General features: G+C 43.0%; 13 protein-coding genes. 3 read left to right on the plus strand and 10 right to left on the minus strand.

Annotation, left to right across the window (positions count from 1 at the left end; all coding sequences use genetic code 11):
* Positions 1–148: 148 nt before the first annotated feature.
* From lpdA to sdhC, 7 genes are all read right to left on the minus strand, one after another.
* On the minus strand, positions 149–1,603 hold the full coding sequence (gene lpdA / locus CIK80_RS06730; protein ID WP_095569336.1) for a dihydrolipoyl dehydrogenase: 1,455 nt from the start codon (positions 1,601–1,603) through the stop codon (positions 149–151).
* Between the two features lie 264 nt (positions 1,604–1,867).
* Complete coding sequence (odhB, locus tag CIK80_RS06735) at positions 1,868–3,109, minus strand: 2-oxoglutarate dehydrogenase complex dihydrolipoyllysine-residue succinyltransferase (RefSeq protein WP_062843558.1); 1,242 nt, start codon at positions 3,107–3,109, stop codon at positions 1,868–1,870.
* A gap of 142 nt (positions 3,110–3,251) precedes the next feature.
* Positions 3,252–6,137: a 2-oxoglutarate dehydrogenase E1 component gene (locus CIK80_RS06740; RefSeq protein ID WP_095569337.1), complete on the minus strand. Its 2,886-nt coding sequence runs from the start codon at positions 6,135–6,137 to the stop codon at positions 3,252–3,254.
* Between the two features lie 930 nt (positions 6,138–7,067).
* The gene (locus CIK80_RS06745) at positions 7,068–7,778 is read right to left on the minus strand and encodes a succinate dehydrogenase iron-sulfur subunit (RefSeq protein ID WP_062843556.1); all 711 of its coding nucleotides are present in this window, start codon (positions 7,776–7,778) and stop codon (positions 7,068–7,070) included.
* Between the two features lie 210 nt (positions 7,779–7,988).
* The gene (sdhA, locus tag CIK80_RS06750) at positions 7,989–9,839 is read right to left on the minus strand and encodes a succinate dehydrogenase flavoprotein subunit (protein WP_062843555.1); all 1,851 of its coding nucleotides are present in this window, start codon (positions 9,837–9,839) and stop codon (positions 7,989–7,991) included.
* Positions 9,840–10,197: 358 nt separating this feature from the next.
* Entirely contained in the window at positions 10,198–10,602 is a 405-nt protein-coding gene (gene sdhD / locus CIK80_RS06755) for a succinate dehydrogenase, hydrophobic membrane anchor protein (protein ID WP_095569553.1), read from the minus strand.
* A gap of 2 nt (positions 10,603–10,604) precedes the next feature.
* Positions 10,605–10,991 (minus strand): succinate dehydrogenase, cytochrome b556 subunit, encoded by a 387-nt coding sequence (gene sdhC, locus CIK80_RS06760; RefSeq protein WP_084387208.1) that lies wholly within the window; start codon positions 10,989–10,991, stop codon positions 10,605–10,607.
* A gap of 1,024 nt (positions 10,992–12,015) precedes the next feature.
* Between sdhC and gltA the strand changes: the two genes are divergently transcribed.
* On the plus strand, positions 12,016–13,302 hold the full coding sequence (gene gltA / locus CIK80_RS06765) for a citrate synthase (protein WP_095569338.1): 1,287 nt from the start codon (positions 12,016–12,018) through the stop codon (positions 13,300–13,302).
* Positions 13,303–13,423: 121 nt separating this feature from the next.
* Here gltA and CIK80_RS06770 read toward each other — a convergent pair whose 3' ends face one another.
* A complete protein-coding gene (locus CIK80_RS06770) occupies positions 13,424–14,383 on the minus strand; it encodes a hypothetical protein (protein WP_095569554.1) in 960 nt (319 codons plus the stop codon).
* Between the two features lie 66 nt (positions 14,384–14,449).
* Positions 14,450–14,962 (minus strand): type IV secretion protein Rhs, encoded by a 513-nt coding sequence (locus CIK80_RS06775; RefSeq protein WP_257011697.1) that lies wholly within the window; start codon positions 14,960–14,962, stop codon positions 14,450–14,452.
* Positions 14,963–15,438: 476 nt separating this feature from the next.
* On the opposite strand from CIK80_RS06775, the gene CIK80_RS06780 reads away from it, so the two are divergent.
* The gene (locus tag CIK80_RS06780; protein WP_179288353.1) at positions 15,439–16,689 is read left to right on the plus strand and encodes a replication-associated recombination protein A; all 1,251 of its coding nucleotides are present in this window, start codon (positions 15,439–15,441) and stop codon (positions 16,687–16,689) included.
* Between the two features lie 356 nt (positions 16,690–17,045).
* A complete protein-coding gene (gene ribBA, locus CIK80_RS06785) occupies positions 17,046–18,158 on the plus strand; it encodes a bifunctional 3,4-dihydroxy-2-butanone-4-phosphate synthase/GTP cyclohydrolase II (protein ID WP_062843551.1) in 1,113 nt (370 codons plus the stop codon).
* Positions 18,159–18,285: 127 nt separating this feature from the next.
* Here the strand turns inward: ribBA and CIK80_RS06790 are convergent, their stop codons facing one another.
* Positions 18,286–18,777, minus strand: coding sequence for an acyl-CoA thioesterase (locus tag CIK80_RS06790; RefSeq protein WP_095569340.1), 492 nt, complete (start codon positions 18,775–18,777; stop codon positions 18,286–18,288).
* Between the last annotated feature and the right edge of the window lie 41 nt (positions 18,778–18,818).

Here is an 18,818-nt window from a genome sequence, read left to right on the forward strand (position 1 = left end):
CCTTTATTTTTTACAATTAATAAAAAGTGAAAACAAGTGCGTCGTATATACATGTTTAACGTATGTCTGACGCACTCATGATCGTAGCAACCGCTATGCTAGCAATGCCACAATCAGGTTATAAGTCGGTACTTATTAAAATAACTACTTATTTCTTACGCTTTTTACGCTGAATGGCGTGAATAGCACGACCATCAGCAGACAGAGCAGCTTCATGCACTGCTTCTGAAATGGTTGGATGAGCAAACGTCATCAGCTGTAAATCTTCGATACTAGAGACAAACTCCATCGCGATCATGCCTTGATGGACGATATCGCCCGCGCCCGCAGAGATAGCATGCATTCCTAATAGGCGATCTGTTTTGGCATCTGCAACGACTTTGATAGAACCTTGAGCTTCGCTTTGCGCTAATGCACGGCCGTTAGCCGCTAAATTGAACGAGCCAGTTTTAACTTCATAGCCTGCTTCCTCAGCTTCTTGCTCGGTCAAACCAACCCATGCGATTTCTGGATGCGTATAGATAACGTTGATAATGGTATCATAGTTAACTTGCGCTTTTTCGCCATGAATACGCTCAACCGCCATCATGCCTTCTTCCATCGCTTTATGCGCAAGCATAGGGCCACGTACTAAGTCACCAATCGCATAAACGCCATCAAGGTTGGTTTTGCACTGATCGTTGACATCAATCAGACCACGTTCAGTCAACGTGATACCGCTATCATTGCCGAGCAGTTTTTCGGCATAGGCACGGCGGCCAACACAAACGATAAGTTTGTCAAAACTTTCTTCAGATGACTCACCCTTGCTTTCGCTAGTGACAACCACTTGGTCGCCTTTGACTTCAGCATTGGTTACTTTGGTATCCACACGGATATCAAGGCCTTGCTTCGTCAGCATTTTACCCGCTTCTTTAGCGATATCTTTGTCAGCCGCGGCAAGGAAGCTTGGAAGCGCTTCATAAACGACTACTTCAGCGCCTAGACGACGCCATACTGAACCTAGCTCAAGACCGATAACACCAGCACCAATAACGCCTAAACGCTTAGGAACTTCTGTGAAATCAAGAGCGCCAGTAGAATCAACGATACGATCACCGTCAGTTTTTGCAACAGGGATATCGATAGGGACAGAACCTGCAGCAAGAATGACGTTTTTAGCCGTGATAGTGGTCTCAGAATCATCTTCTAACGCAGTAAATTTCACTTTTTTATCAGTGCCTTTACCATCAACCAGTGTGCCCCAACCTTGTAACCAATCAACACCATTGCCTTTTAATAATGCAGCAACACCGCCTGTTAATTGCTTAACGATACCTTCTTTACGGGCAATCATTTGCTCGATATCAATGGCTACGTCGCCAGTAGTAATACCATGTTCTTGCAGATCATGTTTGGTCGCTTCATAACGATGCGAGCTATCAAGCAAGGCTTTTGATGGGATACAACCCACATTCAAGCAAGTACCGCCAAGCGCAGGCTCACCTTTATAAACACGTTTTTCGATACAAGCAACGCTCATACCCAACTGGCCTGCACGGATAGCGGCTTCATAACCACCAGGACCGCCGCCGATGACGACTAGATCATAATTGTCTTTCATAGTACGTTCCTATTTTTCAATTCTAAGTTTATGTATTATTCAAACTGCGGGCTTTGTTATCCATGAATAAAAGCCTGACTCTCATCATAGTTAATACACTATGACAGCAGATTACGCTCTTACTCGCTGATAAAAAGCACTCAATAATAATGACCAAATTGCTTTAACAGACCAATCGATACACAAATTATTGACCACCTTTCCCAACATCTATACTAAAGTTAAAAAGCTTGTATCAGCGTTTGCCAATACAAGCTTAGAAGCTTATAAGTCTAGTAGTAACATGGCTGGATCTTCAACCAACTCTTTGATCGTTACTAAGAACTGCACGGCTTCCTTACCATCAATCATACGATGGTCATAAGACAGCGCAAGATACATCATTGGTAAGATTTCAACTTTACCATCAACAGCCATAGGACGGTCATTGATAGCATGCATACCTAAGATAGCCGTTTGTGGTGGATTCAAAATAGGCGTTGACATCAATGAACCAAATACACCGCCGTTCGAGATTGTAAACGTACCACCGGTCATGTCGCTGATACCAAGCTTACCTTTTTGAGCGAGGCCACCAAGTTCACGGATACGGCTCTCTACATCTGCCATGCTCATGCGATCGGTATCACGTAATACTGGAACGACTAGACCGCGATCTGATGATACGGCAACACCGATATCATAGAAACCATGATAAACAATATCATCACCATCTAGTGAGGCGTTTACTGCTGGGAAGCGCTTGAGTGCTTCTGTCGCAGCTTTTACGAACAATGACATAAAGCCTAGACGTACGCCATGACGCTTCTCAAATTGGTCTTTATACTTAGCACGCATATCCATCAGCGGCTTCATATTGACTTCGTTAAACGTCGTTAACATGGCTGTTTCTTGAGACGCTGCTAGCAGACGATTTGCGACTGTCTTACGAAGACGGGTCATTGGCACACGTTTTTCAGTACGCTCACCTGTTGACTCAGCAACTGGACGGCCACTGTCAGACTTAATGCTGCTGTCTGCTTTCAACGTTGGGTTTGCCATATCTGTTTTGGTAACACGGCCACCGCGACCACTACCTTCAACTTCTTTAGGATCTACACCACTTTCTTTTGCCGCTTTACGAACTGCTGGGCTTTGATCTTTATGATCATCTTCGTTCTTTTTATCTGTTACTTGTACAGGCTCGCCACCATCAGCTGCTTGTTTTGCTTGTACTGGTGCTGCTGGTTGATCTGGATCTACAGCTGGAGCAGAATCTGCACTGGCGCTTGCACCTGCTTCGAATTCAGCAATCAGCTCGTCAGACAATACTGTGTCATCTACTTGTTTAACGATTTTAGTAACAACGCCATTATCAGGCGCTACCACTTCTAATACGACTTTATCGGTTTCGATTTCGGCCAATAGATCATCACGATTTACTTGCTGACCTTCAGTAACATGCCATTCAACGATTGTGCCATCGGCAACCGATTCTGGAAAAACGGGGGCTTTGATATCAGCCATCGATATACTCCTTAGATTTGGATATTCATACTTATTATTAAGTCGTGATAAGCAGTCAGCACTATGCTGGATAAGATTACATTGTGCTGCCTGTTATCGCCTGATTCATTTATCTTGTATAGTCTTTCAATTAGATAATCTGTTACTGAGATAACTCATCAACACTGATGCCAAGTCCACCAGCGATCAACGCTTGCTGCTGCTGAGCATGTATTTTTGGTGAGCCTGTCGCAGGTGCTGCACTAGGAGGACGTGCCACCGGCTCCATGACTTTCGCCTTGGTTGGGTGCGGTACGACAATACGGAACATATGCGGTGCTAGATAATACCAAGCGCCTTGGTTAAGCGGCTCTTCTTGCGTCCATACGATTTCTGCCAAGTTGCTATACTTTTCAATCTCAGCAATCAAACGCTTTTCTGGCAATGGATAAAGCTGCTCAATACGAACGATAGCAACATGTTCTAAACCTAAAGCGCGGCGTTGTTCGAGCAAATCGTAATATACTTTGCCACCACATAAGACCATACGAGTCACTTTATCTGCATTGTGATCGTCCATCTCTGGCAATACGGTTTCAAACTTACCATTAGCAAGCTCTTCTAAGTTCGAGGTAGCCAGCTTATGGCGTAACAAACTCTTCGGTGACATGACAATTAATGGTTTACGAATTGGACGTACAGCCTGACGACGCAGCGCATGGTAAATCTGTGCAGGCGTGGTTGGCGTAATCACTTGCATATTGTCTTCAGCACACAGCTGTAAGAAACGCTCTAGACGTGCAGATGAATGCTCAGGACCCTGACCTTCAAAGCCATGCGGCAATAGCATAGTCAGACCACAAACACGCTGCCATTTGGTTTCGCCACTCGCGATAAACTGATCAATCACTACCTGTGCGCCATTGACGAAATCGCCGAACTGCGCTTCCCAAACGATTAATGCGTTCGGTACAGTCGTTGCATAACCATATTCAAAAGCCAATACCGCTTCTTCTGATAGCAATGAATTATAAGTGGCAAAACGGGCTTGCGTGTCACTCATATGAGCCAATGGCACGTACATGCTGCCATCGTTGACATTATAAATTTCGCTATGACGATGTGAGAACGTACCACGACCTACATCTTCGCCAGTAATACGAACCAGTACATCATCATTGTCTACTAGTGATGCATAAGCCAATGTCTCAGCTGCACCCCAGTTCAATGGCTCTTCACCCGTTTGCATGGCTAAGCGTTGCTCGACCATCTTCTGAACCTGACGTTGTAACTTATAGCCTTCTGGCATTTCAGCCATACGGCGTCCATAAGCTTTGAGCTTTTCAATATCGACACTGGTATCCCATTCGTCGACCAAATCATGACCCAAATAAGGTTTCCAATCGACAAATAGCGCTTCATTAGGCTCATTGACTAATGAATTGGCAACATAGTCACCACGATCTAAAGACTCACGGTAATCATCTTCATACTGTTTTTCTTCATCAGCACTCAATATACCGTCTTCGATAAGTTTCTGTGCATAGATAGTACGTGCAGTCGGTAGCTTCTTGATCACAGCATACATCAGTGGCTGCGTGGCTGAAGGCTCATCTGCTTCGTTATGGCCGTTGCGGCGATAACAGAACAAGTCAATGATGATGTCTTTGTCAAATTCGCGACGATAGTCCAATGCCAATTGAGCGGCGAACACGACAGATTCAGGATCATCACTGTTTACATGTAAGATTGGCGCATGAACCATCTTCGCAACGTCAGTACAATACTCAGTTGAACGAGCATCTTCTTGACGGCTGGTGGTAAAACCAACTTGGTTGTTGATAACAATATGTACCGTACCACCTGTGGTATAAGCACGGGTTTGTGACATTTGGAATGTCTCTTGAACGACGCCTTGACCAGCAAACGCTGCATCACCGTGAATAACGATTGGCAATACTGAGTTGCCATCGGTATGCTCCATTAAAGGCTCATCGTTACGGCGAACTTGACGTGCGCGTACTGACCCTTGTAATACTGGAGCTACGATTTCAAGATGCGATGGGTTAAATGCCAACGCCAAATGCACTTCACCACCTGGTGTCATCACATTAGATGAAAAACCATTATGGTATTTGACATCACCTGAGCCTTTTTCTGGCTGCACTTTACCATCGAATTCGTCAAACAAATCGGCAGGATTTTTACCTAAAATGTTCACCAGTAGGTTTAGGCGACCACGGTGAGCCATACCAATAACCATCTCTTTGGTGCCATAATGACCCGCACGTTGGATGATTTCATTGATAGCAGGGATAAAGCTTTCGCCACCCTCTAAACCAAAACGCTTAACGCCCGTATATTTACGCGCCAAATATTTTTCTAAACCTTCAGCCGCTGTTAGGCGTTCAAGAATAGACAAACGCTTTTCTTTATCAAACTTGATGTAACCCAAGTTGGTTTCTAAATACTGTTCCATCCAGCGTTTTTCTTTGCTGGTGGTTACGTGCATATATTCGATACCAATGTAGCGGCAGTATACGCGCTCCATGATCTCAATGATTTCACGTAATGTGGCTTCACCTTTACCAATATTCAAATCATTAGTAGGGAATACAGTATCAAGATCCGCTTCTGAAAGGTTATGATAAGCAAGCGTCAAATCTTCCACTTCTGCGCGTGGATGTAGATCTAATGGATCAAGCTTAGCACGGCGATGACCACGACGACGATAAGCAGAAATCAGCTGCTGAACACCCATTTGCTTTGGATCAGCGCAGTCAGAGACATTATTGACGTTTGAATCGGTAGTTTGAGCACTACCTTTGTTTGCGGTTTGATTGCGGGCAAGCAATAGAAATTGATCTTTGATAGCGTTATGCGGTGCATCGTTTGGCGATCTGTATTGTTCAAAATACGTTTGCCAATCTTGATCTACGCTACTAGGATCATTGAGATATTGCTCATAAAGCGCTTCTACATAGCTGGCGTTATCAGCAGCCAGTTCTGTATGGTCGAGACTCACTGCTTCTTTAGTTATACTATTCATAATAATCGTCTATTTTGATAGATAAATGAATGGAATCGTGCTTATTCTTGTGAAATCTGTCGTATATTGACCAGTTTGACACTGTGTCAGATACCATCTAATATCGTTCGATAAAATCGTACCGCACGATAAAATAGTACCATTCGATAAAAATTACTTATCGTCATAAAAATCTGAGGGCATTATTTATGATAACAAGATCTGCTAAATAGTAATGACCGTCATCATTTCAATACTGCTATTAAAAAATAATTATTTGTGAACGTTCAGTTTTCTTATCTGGCTCGTTCCACAACATTAATTTATATATACTCTTTTCAGACATAACCAATTTGTTAGTAACTGTATTAACAACAAAGTATGACTGAATATTCGGCAGTTTTAGTCAACAAAAAATTCGCTAATAACGCGAATATTCTTTGACGTTTCTGAAATATTTATTATTATCGGGCAAACATACATTGCTGCATATCATAACATGCTTGGTATTTGAGCCATAGTTTGTTTGTTCAATACTAAACATTTAGGTAATGAATACCTAGTATCACTCTTTGTATATCAGCATGTATTGTTACGTTTTTATAGTCTATACAAACGAGACAATTCGTAATAGATAGCATCATGCGTGTCTAAACAGTCGACTAGCAAACTTATGCACTATTCTAACATTTAACTTACCCAATATCTCTTAGTGAATGCGTTTTTCTCATAGTAATTATATAGATTGCTCGCGTTTATATCATGTGTTCTTACATACGACCAACGTATTGTAAGTACAACCTTAACCTACCTACCTTAACGTTATTTTCATTTCTATAATCTATCTTAATGCCATATCTGGTTTTGGAATATACCCAATAAAAAACACCACCCAATGATTGGATGGTGTTTTTTTACTATAAATATAAAAAACGTCGTATCAACAAAGTATTAACCTGCTTGATCAATAAGCATGCTGCGTAGATGACCAATCGCTTTAGTTGGATTCAAGCCTTTTGGACAAACCGATACGCAGTTCATGATACCGCGGCAACGGAATAGACTGAACGGATCGTCTAAACGCGCTAGACGCGCTTGGGTATCCGCATCACGACTGTCTGCCACAAAACGATAGGCATGCAATAGTGCTGATGGACCTAGGAACTTGTCAGGATTCCACCAGAACGATGGGCAGCTGGTTGAACAACAAGCACATAGAATACATTCGTATAGACCGTTTAATTTCTCACGCTGTTCAGGAGACTGTAGACGTTCCGTCGGTGGTGCTGGCTGGTCATTGATTAAGTACGGATGTACTTTTTCATATTGCTCATAGAACTGGTTCATATCTACCACCAGATCACGAACGACTGGTAGACCAGGTAATGGACGAACGGTGACTTTTTCTGGCAACGTATTCATGTTGATTAGACATGCAAGACCATTTTTACCATTGATGTTAACGCCATCAGAACCACAAATACCTTCACGGCAAGAGCGGCGGAAGGTGATTGTTTCATCTTCCTTTTTTAGGCGTAATAACACGTCAAGCAACATACGATCTGAATCAAGTAATTCAATCGTATATGTTTGCATGCGCGGCGCTGCGTCCACATCAGGATCGTAGCGATAGATTTCGATGGTGCGAGTACCTCGGCTCATAATGCTAAACTCCACACATAGGTGATGGCGGGCATACAAAGATTGCAACATAATGGCGCTAACTGTCGATCAGTACTCATAATCGATATGAGCACTGGTTAATAACAGGATAGTGCTGGCATGAGCATGTAGCTGGCGGTCACCTTTTAATAAATTAATAAAGGATAAAACGTTTATACGGTTCTAATACGTCAAAAGTGTGTTCTAGAATTAATAGACACGAACTTTTGGTTCGATATAGTCAACCGTTAATGGTACTTTGCGAACTGGCTTATAAATAACGCGATTGCCTTCAGAATACCATAAAGTATGCTTCATCCATTCATGGTCATTACGGCCATTTGGTGCATAATCATCATCTTCTGGACGATCATAATCAGATACGCTATGCGCACCGCGACTTTCGTGACGCTTTGCAGCTGATATCATTGTGGCTTTTGCCACTTCATATAAGTTCGCAACTTCAAACGCTTCAATACGTGCTGTGTTGAATACTTGTGATTTATCACCCAAGTGAATTTTTTCAATCTTATCACCCAGTGCCAAAATCTTCTCAACACCTTCATCCATCATAGCTTGTGTACGGAATACACTCGCATGTGTTTGCATGATGGCACGAATTTCATCAGCAACGTCTTGTGCATTGTAGCCTTCAGTAGACTGTTGTAGCTTGTCTAGGCGACGCACTGTAAAGTCAAGAACGCGAGGGTCAAGTGGCTTATAGTTGTGATCCGCATGATGGAATTCATCAACAATGTGTTTACCAGCCGCACGACCAAATACTACTAAATCTAGCAGCGAGTTAGTACCCAAACGGTTAGCACCATGAACACTCACGCAAGCGCATTCGCCGATAGCATAAAGACCTTTAACCACATTGCCTTTGGCATATAAGCCGTCTTCATCAGTGCCTGCTTCTAGATCTGGCATAATGACTTGACCATGAATGGTGGTCGGAATGCCGCCCATCATGTAATGAATGGTTGGAATAACTGGAATTGGCTCTTTGGTGATATCGACGTTCGCAAAGTTTTTACCAATCTCAAATACTGACGGTAGACGCTTCATGATGGTTTCTACCCCTAAATGCGTCATATCCATTACGATATGATCGGCATTTGGACCACAACCACGGCCTTCTTTAATCTCTTGGTCCATAGAACGTGATACTAGATCACGCGGTGCCAAGTCTTTCACGGTTGGCGCATAACGCTCCATGAACGCTTCGCCATCTTTGTTACGCAAGATAGCGCCTTCACCGCGACAACCTTCAGTCAATAGTACGCCAGCACCGTGAACGCCCGTTGGATGGAACTGCCAGAACTCCATGTCTTGTAATGGAATACCGGCGCGAACTGCCATACCAATACCGTCACCAGTATTGATGTAAGCATTGGTAGACGCGGCAAAGATACGACCTGCACCGCCTGTTGCTAAGACAGTAATAGGTGACTGGAAGACCGCCACAGTACCTGTCTCTTGCTCGATTGCCACAACGCCGTTGATATTGCCCGCTTCGTCTTTGATCAGATCAAGTGCGATCCACTCAATGAAGAATTCAGTGCCTTGCTCTAGGTTTTTTTGATACAGCGTATGTAGTAACGCGTGACCAGTACGGTCAGCTGCGGCGCACGCACGTTGAACGGCTTTTTCACCATAGTTTGAGGTATGACCACCAAACGGACGCTGATAAATCGTACCATCTTCGTTACGGTCGAAAGGCATGCCCATGTGCTCAAGCTCATAAACCACTTTTGGCGCTTCGCGACACATATATTCGATAGCGTCTTGGTCACCCAACCAATCTGATCCCTTGACGGTATCGTAGAAGTGAAAGTGCCAGTTGTCATTGCTCATGTTGCCCAAACTTGCACCAATACCACCCTGTGCTGCGACTGTATGTGAGCGAGTTGGGAATACTTTGGTCAGGACCGCAACCTTCATGCCTGCTTCCGCCAAGTGTAGCGAAGCACGCATACCTGAGCCGCCACCACCAACGATGACTGCATCATAGTTTAGAGTCTTGATATTACTAATGGTGTTATCTTGTCTAGTTGCCATTACGGTTTTCCTAATGCCTGTTAATGCTTAAAAGTAAATAAAAAGGCTATTTTGAACATCATGTAATTACCAAACTAATTATCTTCATACTTGGTCAATACATGTCATTATTCAAGCGGATGTTACAAACAACCTTTGACCACTTAATTCGCATATCTATCGTTATATTAGGCTATGTTTGCTTAACCCCATATCGACTTAGCTTTCATCATCTAAATCATGGATCAAACCAGCATCAGCCCAATGCTATGACTATTTTTGGCTAATAACGAACGACTTTTTAGTGTACTAGCAGCAAGTAATTTTGCGACAGACGTTCGTTATGATGTATAGATATTAAAAGGTAATAACGGAGCAATTACACTGCAACAGCGCTAAAGCCTGTACCCCAAAAAATCATGATGCCCCAAAATAGAAACACTAAGATGGCGATAATCATTAAAGTCTGTAATACCAAACGTAGTTTCGGTGCGCTTTCGCCCATTTTGCCAGACGTAATGTAATCGGTGAATACCGTCCACATGCCAACCCAAGCGTGACCAGCTAAAGCCAGTACAGCCACCAAGCTAAATAAGCGCATAGGAAGGCTTGTCATAAATGACGACCATTCAATGAAAGTGACATTACCATGAGTCAAAAAGAATCCTAGTAATACCACACTATAAACAGCCAAAACGACAGCACTAATACGTTGTACTATCCAATCACGAGAACCTGATCCTGTCAGACCAGTCGCACTTTTGATTCCTGAGTTATTTTTTATCATTAGAACATCACCCATACAAATGACGCGACAATTAGAATCGCTGAAATCACAAAACTGACCATCGCAGCAGTACGGCCAGATTTTAGCTCTTCAGTCTTGCCCATATCAGCAATTAAATGCTTGATACCCATCACAAAGTGATAAGCAATTGAGGCCACAAAAATCCACGCGATAAAGCGTACAAGTACGTTATCAAATACGGTCTCAAAACTCTCAGGCGACGCCAAAGAATTCTGTAGTAACCACAGCATGACAGGAATCAGTAAAAATAAAATAATGCCAGAGATACGATGCAAAATTGAGGCGATTGCAATCGGTGAGCGATTAACACTAATCACTTGGCTTAAAGGCAGATCAATAGGTCGGTTGCTTTTCACAGCGGGCATCCTTTTTGCGGTTATACTCCTGTATATGCTATCCATGCTTAACATAAATGGTATTAAACACTGAGCAACACACGAGACGAATAAAGTAAGGAAGAGCTAGCTGACTTCGTTTAGTTTATGCTAAATATGAAGAGACGATCATTTGGTATAAGGTATTGATAAACGGTTTAAAATCGCTCGTCAAACTGACAGATTTATAAAACAACCCATCTAATATAGGACAATGGAAATAAACACACGTGAGATCGATTAACTAGTCTATTTTTACTGTTTATATCGATAAAAATAACGCTGCTCTGTTACTTGTACCAATACAAACCTTGTGCTAAGCAGTTAAAATAAGTACTTAAAAATAGAACAGTTAACAAGAACGCTTGAACCGCAAATGGCGATTCTTGTCTATCAAGACATCATTGAGTCGTAACCAAGTATCAATAGAGAAGACTCTAAACGATATTATATCATGACCACTTATCAATTCGCACAAAGCTAGTGCCAGTTAAATTCCTCTAATTATAAAATGACTGAGCAATAATTACAAATTTATCCCCTAAATAGTCAAAGAAGAACATTGGGTTAACAAATAAACAGGGATTAGTAATACCAAATATAGAGAACTGCCTCATTTTATCAAAACTGGGTTTCAATTTGACTTACCTGCTATTCATACCCCGTCTGTTTTTGACTCTTAAAATTATTGAGAATTACTTATTTTGTCGTTGAGAAAGTCTAAAAATTGCCATAATAATAGGGTCTTAGTTACTGTCCCAAAAAAGAAGTTTTTAAGCAAAATAACTAAGCAGACATATTTTGATACAAAAATTACAGTGAATAAACACGTCTACACCGCGCCAATTAGGGGTACTGTTGGTAAAAGTCTTTTCAAATCATAAAGAATTGCTGCTAATATACCTTGCGTATCAAATGAGCTAAGTTCAAATTACTTGTTTGACTAATGACGACGCGAGGGTATGCGTCTGAGATAATTTTATTCTAACAAGCTAAAAAAAATGGAGATTAAATTATGGCTGATAATCAAGCCACATTGACTGTAGATGGTAAGGATTACCAACTTCCTATTATTGAAGGTACTTTAGGCCCGTCGGTAATTGAGGTTGCTGCCTTCCAAAAAGCTGGCTACTGGACTTATGATCCAGGTTTTATGGCGACAGCGCCTGTCGAATCAAAAATTACCTTCATTGATGGTGGTAAAGGCGAGCTATTACATCGTGGCTACCCTATCGATCAGCTAGCAAACAATGCAGAATATCTAGAAGTGGCTTATGCGTTGATCCATGGTGATCTTCCTAACAGTGAGCAAAAAGCCGATTTCTTCCAAAAAATCCGCGAACATACGGGTGTTCATGATCAACTGCGTAAGTTCTTTGAAGGCTTCCGCCGTGATGCACATCCAATGGCTATTATGGTTGGTGTCGTTGGTGCATTATCAGCGTTCTATCATGAGCATTTAGACGTAAGCAACGAAGAGCATCGTGAAATCACTGCGATTCGTCTGATTGCAAAAATGCCAACGCTTGCTGCGATGAGTTATAAATACTCACGAGGCGAACCGTTCATGTATCCACGTAACGACTTCAACTATGCAGAAAACTTCTTGTACATGATGTTTGCAACGCCTGGTGACGTAGATTACAAACCTAATGATGTCATCACCCGCGCCATGGACAAGATCTTTACTTTGCATGCTGACCATGAGCAAAATGCGTCAACGTCTACTGTACGTTTGGCCGGCTCTACGGGTGCCAACCCTTACGCTTGTATCGCTGCTGGTATCGCAGCATTGTGGGGACCATCACATGGTGGTGCAAATGAAGCCGTTCTTGAAATGTTAGATGAAATCGGTTCAGTAGAAAACGTACCTGAATTCATGGAAAAAGTGAAAAGTCGTGAAGTGAAATTGATGGGCTTTGGTCACCGTGTTTACAAAAACTTTGACCCACGCGCACAAGTCATGAAAGAAACTTGTGACGAAGTCCTTGGTGCCCTTGGTATCAACGATCCTAAGCTTGAGCTTGCCATGGCACTTGAGAAGATCGCTTTAGAAGATCCGTTCTTTGTTGAGCGTAACCTATATCCAAACGTTGATTTTTACTCTGGCATCATCCTAAAAGCCATCGGTATCCCAACGTCAATGTTCACGGTTATCTTCTCACTAGCCCGTACCTCTGGTTGGATCAGCCATTGGTTAGAGATGCACAGCGCACCATTCAAAATCGGTCGCCCACGTCAGTTATACACGGGTGAAACGCGTCGCGATTTTGTGAAAGTTGAAGACCGTAAGCAAAAATAATTTTTATCAATAAAAAATCCCGCCACTGAGCGGGATTTTTTTGCTTTGCTTTTATCATTTAAACGTCATGGATTTTATTTAAGGATAAGCAGCATGGCCATCACTTCTTTAACTTGATCGATTATTGAAATTGTCTCAAGGTCTGCTCATATTTAGCGATTTGCTCATCATATCCTTGAATTGTATCATTAAATTTGTTCATGAGCGTTTCAAACTCTTTTTGTTGATCCACCTTCATTTGCTGCATATCTACGATTTGCTGAGCTTGTATTTGCTCCCAAACTTGATGCTGAATAATGAGTCGTGCCAACGCAGGGCTTTTTGCGCTAACGCGCCCAGCAATTTCAGCATGCTCAAACAATTGCGGCACCAAAGTTGCTACATCAATCAACGTGTCTATTTCTTCCGCCGTCAATGGCGTGGTCACTGGCTGATAAAGCGCGTCCATCACTTGCTGATAGCGGTCAATGATTTGATCTTCGGTTAGCATGGTGGGTTTGCGCGGTTCAAGACTGATGCGTTTTAAGACAGTTAAATCACGCTCACCGACTTCTGTACTGGTATTAATATCTTCTTCAGTAGCCAATCCCGTTTCGCTGTCTATGGCAGTATTTGGCGCCACACTAGGTTCAATATTATTGTTTGTATTCGCATTCATTTCTGCATCATTAGCAGCGCCATTGCTGGCAGCAGCAGGGTCCGTCAACAGCGAATTTTCACTGTCGGAAGTATCCGCCGCTTGCAGTGATTCATACTCTGCTTGCAGGCGACGCTGTAAGTTTTGCGCTTGTACAACATATATTGGTTGGAATTGCTCTATGCGCGCGGCTGCCGAATCGCTCTTTTTCATAGGTTTGCTGTCTTCAGCAGCGGTTTTTTCAGTAGGCTGAGTATTTTCTGGCACAGGCTGTGTGTCAGATTGCTGACATCCCGTTAAAAACAGTGTGCCCGCCAATGCCGCCATGAGTAAAGTGGGTGATTGCCATGAAGAAGCATTCGCTTGCTGATCGTTATAAACCATACCTGCATCAACCCTCTGGCTTTCATCAATTGCAGACATTGCTGGCAAAAATTTAAACATGAGCATCTTTTTCCTTATGAAGGCAAATATTAAAAACTAACATTGTCATCGTTATTGCTGCTTAAGCTACGTGGTTTTATTCATTGACTGAACCGTTAAAAAGGGAATACAAGCTTCTAAATCTCGACAGTCCTGTCCACGCTGACGGCGAGTAAAATAATCCTGTACCATACGTGCTTGCTGCTCGATACCATATTTAAAAAATGACTTACCTGTGACCAGTACATAATCATAACGTCGATTAATAACAGCACCCCGTACCACCTTTAAACCGCGCTGCAATTGCCACACATGAGTCAACTCATGTATCAGCCAGCTCTGTTTGCTGAGGGAAGCACGGCTAAAATCTTCGATCCAATCGGCAGGATGAAAGTAAATATTGCCATTAGGACTGACCGCATAGTGTCTTAGCACCCACCAAGCCGTCTTTAGCTGAACCGCATCTAGGCAAATACTGTCACCAAACACCGAGCGCGCCAGTGCTATTTCGCCAGCCGTTAACAAGCGCGTGTGCTGCCTCCTGATCTTGATAGGTAAATGGCGATCCGATAAGCGCTTAAGCATTGGTTGAAGCCTCATTGACGTCGTACCTTATTTTTTATATGCATTTACAGTTAATAGTTTCAGTAAGAGGGTGAATTAATTAAAGTCATGCGTATCGATGCACCTTTAATAAGGGTAAAAATAGGAAAAATAAAGCGTTGGGGACATAAGCTGTACATTTGATTGACTTTTCTTAACGTAAATATGCGTTAGCCTATTCCTATTGTCGATCCACTATAAAATAAATACAGTGCGACTGGGAGACATTTATAACCGTAGCACATTGTAATCTCCGTATTCTTTTTATTCAGGATTGACCATATATAATAGCAATCAATTTATACGTCTAAGTTAGCGCATTTTTACGATTCGTGTCCAAAACTATTACTGTCGCATCGTTGTATGCCATTTATCGCTTACACACTGACCTTATAATTTTTATATATTTTATCACCTTCATAGAGAGCTCTATATTGTCTAATTTTCATGCTGACACTCCCCTTGCCCAGCGTATGCGCCCAATTAGCCTTGACGCCATTATCGGTCAAGAGCACTTATTGGCAGACGGTGCGCCGCTACGACGTTTGGTCGAGCAAGGTCATTTACCCTCCATTATTTTGCATGGTGAAGCGGGCATTGGTAAAACCACCATTGCCATGCTATTGGCAGATGCAGTTGGTAGACCATTTCATGCGTTGTCTGCTTTAAATACGGGCGTCAAACAGTTGCGTGAAGTATTGGAGACCAAAGACTCACTCAGCTTTGAGTCACTTGTGGTTTTCATTGATGAGATTCACCGTTTTAATAAGGCCCAGCAAGATGCGCTATTGGGCGCGGTAGAATCAGGCGATATAACCTTGATAGGTGCCACCACAGAAAACCCTTCTTTTAGTGTCAATAATGCGCTGTTGTCACGCTGCCAAGTCTATCGTTTAGAACCACTGACACCTGAGCAAATCACCGCCGTATTACAGCGAGCACTATCGGAAGACAACATACTCCAAAAAATGAGCATTGACCTGCAAGCCCAAGAGACCATCAGTCAATTGGCACATGGTGATGCAAGAAAAGCCTTGAACGTATTAGAGCTTGCTATCCAAACGGCGGACACCAGCCAAACCCCGCTTGTGATTCATGATGAACTGGTCAGCCGCGTCGCACAAACTGCCTTGGTGCGTTATGACAAAGATGGTGAGCAGCACTACGATATCGTTTCGGCGATGATAAAGTCTGTACGCGGCTCTGATCCTGATGCGGCATTATATTGGATGGCTCGGATGTTGGTTGGCGGTGAGCCTGCCGATTTTATTGCACGGCGTCTGGTGATTTTGGCCAGTGAAGACATTGGTAATGCCAATCCCAATGCCTTGCTCCTCGCCGATACTGCCTTACGCAGCGTGCAATCCATCGGTATGCCAGAGGCGCGTATTGTTTTGGGACAAGTGGTGGTTTATCTTGCCACCAGCGCCAAAAGTAACAGCACATATAAGGCCATTAATGCCGCGATGGCTTTGGCAGAAAAAGACGCCTCGCCCGTTCCCTTACCTCTGCGTAATGGTGTGACCAAACTAATGCGCAATCAAGGATACGGTCAAGGCTATATCTACCCTCACGATTATCCCAACCATTATTATCCCCAAAGCTACTTGCCTGAAAATTTAGTGGGCACCCGCTTTTATGAGTTTGGGGACAATCAACGAGAGCAACACAGCAAACAATTTATGGATTGGCTAAAAAACCAAGCCGCCAGCAATGATACCTAAATGGCAAGGGCTGCTCATGGTCAATAAGTGAAAGCTGCTACAGTCAACATAGTCATTTAATAACAGTCAATCAATAACAAGCGCCATGATCATTGATAAAACTGATGGCTATTTTTTAGAGTCTAGTCAATATAGTTCAGAGATGACGCAGCACGCTAGGATAAAAAACGTTAAAATGTCCCCATAGTGGTAGAGACAAGTAATGATTGATGTATATCGAGAGTTACTTGCGCGAACCACAACGTATTTTGCTTAACCATAACAGTGCTTTTTGCCATCTGCTGCTACAATAGGCAGATAGCTTTTTATATTCCAAATCACACTGATTTATAAATAATAAAATATTGAGATTTACTATGAGTTTACATACGATTCCTGAGATTATCGAAGACATTCGTGCTGGTAAAATGGTCATCTTGATGGATGACGAAGACCGCGAGAATGAAGGCGATATCATCATGGCAGCGACCCATGTGCGTCCTGACGACATTAACTTTATGATTACCCATGCTCGTGGCTTGGTCTGTCTGACCTTATCGCAAGCCCGCTGCCAACAATTGGCGTTGCCACTGATGTCTGATCGCAACGAAGCCAAATTTAGTACCAACTTTACGGTGTCTATTGAAGCGGCGGAAGGGGTCACGACTGGCATCTCTGCCGCTGATCGCGCGCGCACCATTCAAGCGGCCGTTTCTTCTTCAGCAAAACCAGAAGACATCGTTCAGCCTGGACATATTTTTCCGATCATGGCACAAAATGGCGGCGTCCTTCATCGTGCTGGTCACACTGAAGCTGGGTGTGATTTGGCACGATTGGCAGGTCTTGAGCCAGCCGCCGTGATTGTAGAGATCATCAATGCTGATGGTACGATGGCACGCCGTGATGATCTTGAAATATTTGCAAAAGAACATGACATCAAGATAGGGACGATTGCTGACCTTATTAACTACCGTATCGCCAATGAGCAAACGGTAGAAGAAGTTGAAACCTATCCTTTTGAGACCGAATATGGCACCTTTACATTGCATCGTTTCCGCGAGTTTGGCGCTGATGAAACGCATTTGGCTTTGGTTAAAGGAGATGTGAGCGAAGGCGTCAGCACGGTACGTGTACATGGTTTCCATCCATTGCGTGATTTGTTCGCTGCCAAAAATGACACCACTGGTCGCGGTGGTTGGAGTGTGCAATCAGCGCTACAAGAAATCAGTGCGTCAGATCGTGGGGTTTTGGTTTGGGTCGGTAGTCATCAGCCCGTTGATTTGGGAGAGGCACTAGACAATGCTTCAAGCAACCAGCCCTCATCGACCATTACCAAGCAGCCGTATCGTAGCATTGGTGTGGGCGCGCAGATATTGCGTCATCTTGGGGTTCGTGACATGCGTCTATTGTCATCGCCCATGAAGTTTTATGCCTTATCAGGCTTTGAGCTGAATGTGGTGGATTTTGTTCATTCACCAAATCAAGACTGATCGATTTTGCATAATTAAGTGACAAGTAAATATAAATAAGGCACGCCCATCAAAGTTGGCGTGCCTTTTTTTATTCAATACGTTTACTGTTTAAGATATATTTTAACTGATCAAAATTCTTCTTATTTTAAGTGGTAGGTACATGACCAACCTTTTCCTCTAATGCGAACAATCGCTCACGCTCTGCTTTTGTCCAAGGCAGTTTGTCTTTACCATTACTTTCTAAACGTACTATGACCGCTTCGGCTGTCGCTACAACGGCTTTTTGTGCGGTGCTATAATAGCTGTACTCCATCACGATACTGGTAGTGCCCAAACGCTGGCAACGCACCCCCAACAATAAGGTATCTGGGTAAGTGACTGGGCGCAAGTATTGGCAACTTGATTGCGCGAGCACCGTGACCATGCTACCGTCAAACATCCCTAACGCTTGCAAATAGCCAATCCGTGCAGATTCAGCATAGCGATAGTAGACCACATTGTTTAAGTGGTTAAAGGCATCCATCTCACCCCAATGTATAGGCTGTTGATGCATGATGGGATAATGTGCCAACTCTTTAGGATAATCGCTATCTAAAATGTCAGAGGTGAGATTTGCAGTTTGTTCAAAACGATCCATAATGTCCTGTCTCTTATTTTTCATCAATATAGCGCTAGCGC

This window comes from Psychrobacter sp. JB193 (assembly GCF_002285555.1).
Lineage (GTDB): Bacteria > Pseudomonadota > Gammaproteobacteria > Pseudomonadales > Moraxellaceae > Psychrobacter > Psychrobacter alimentarius.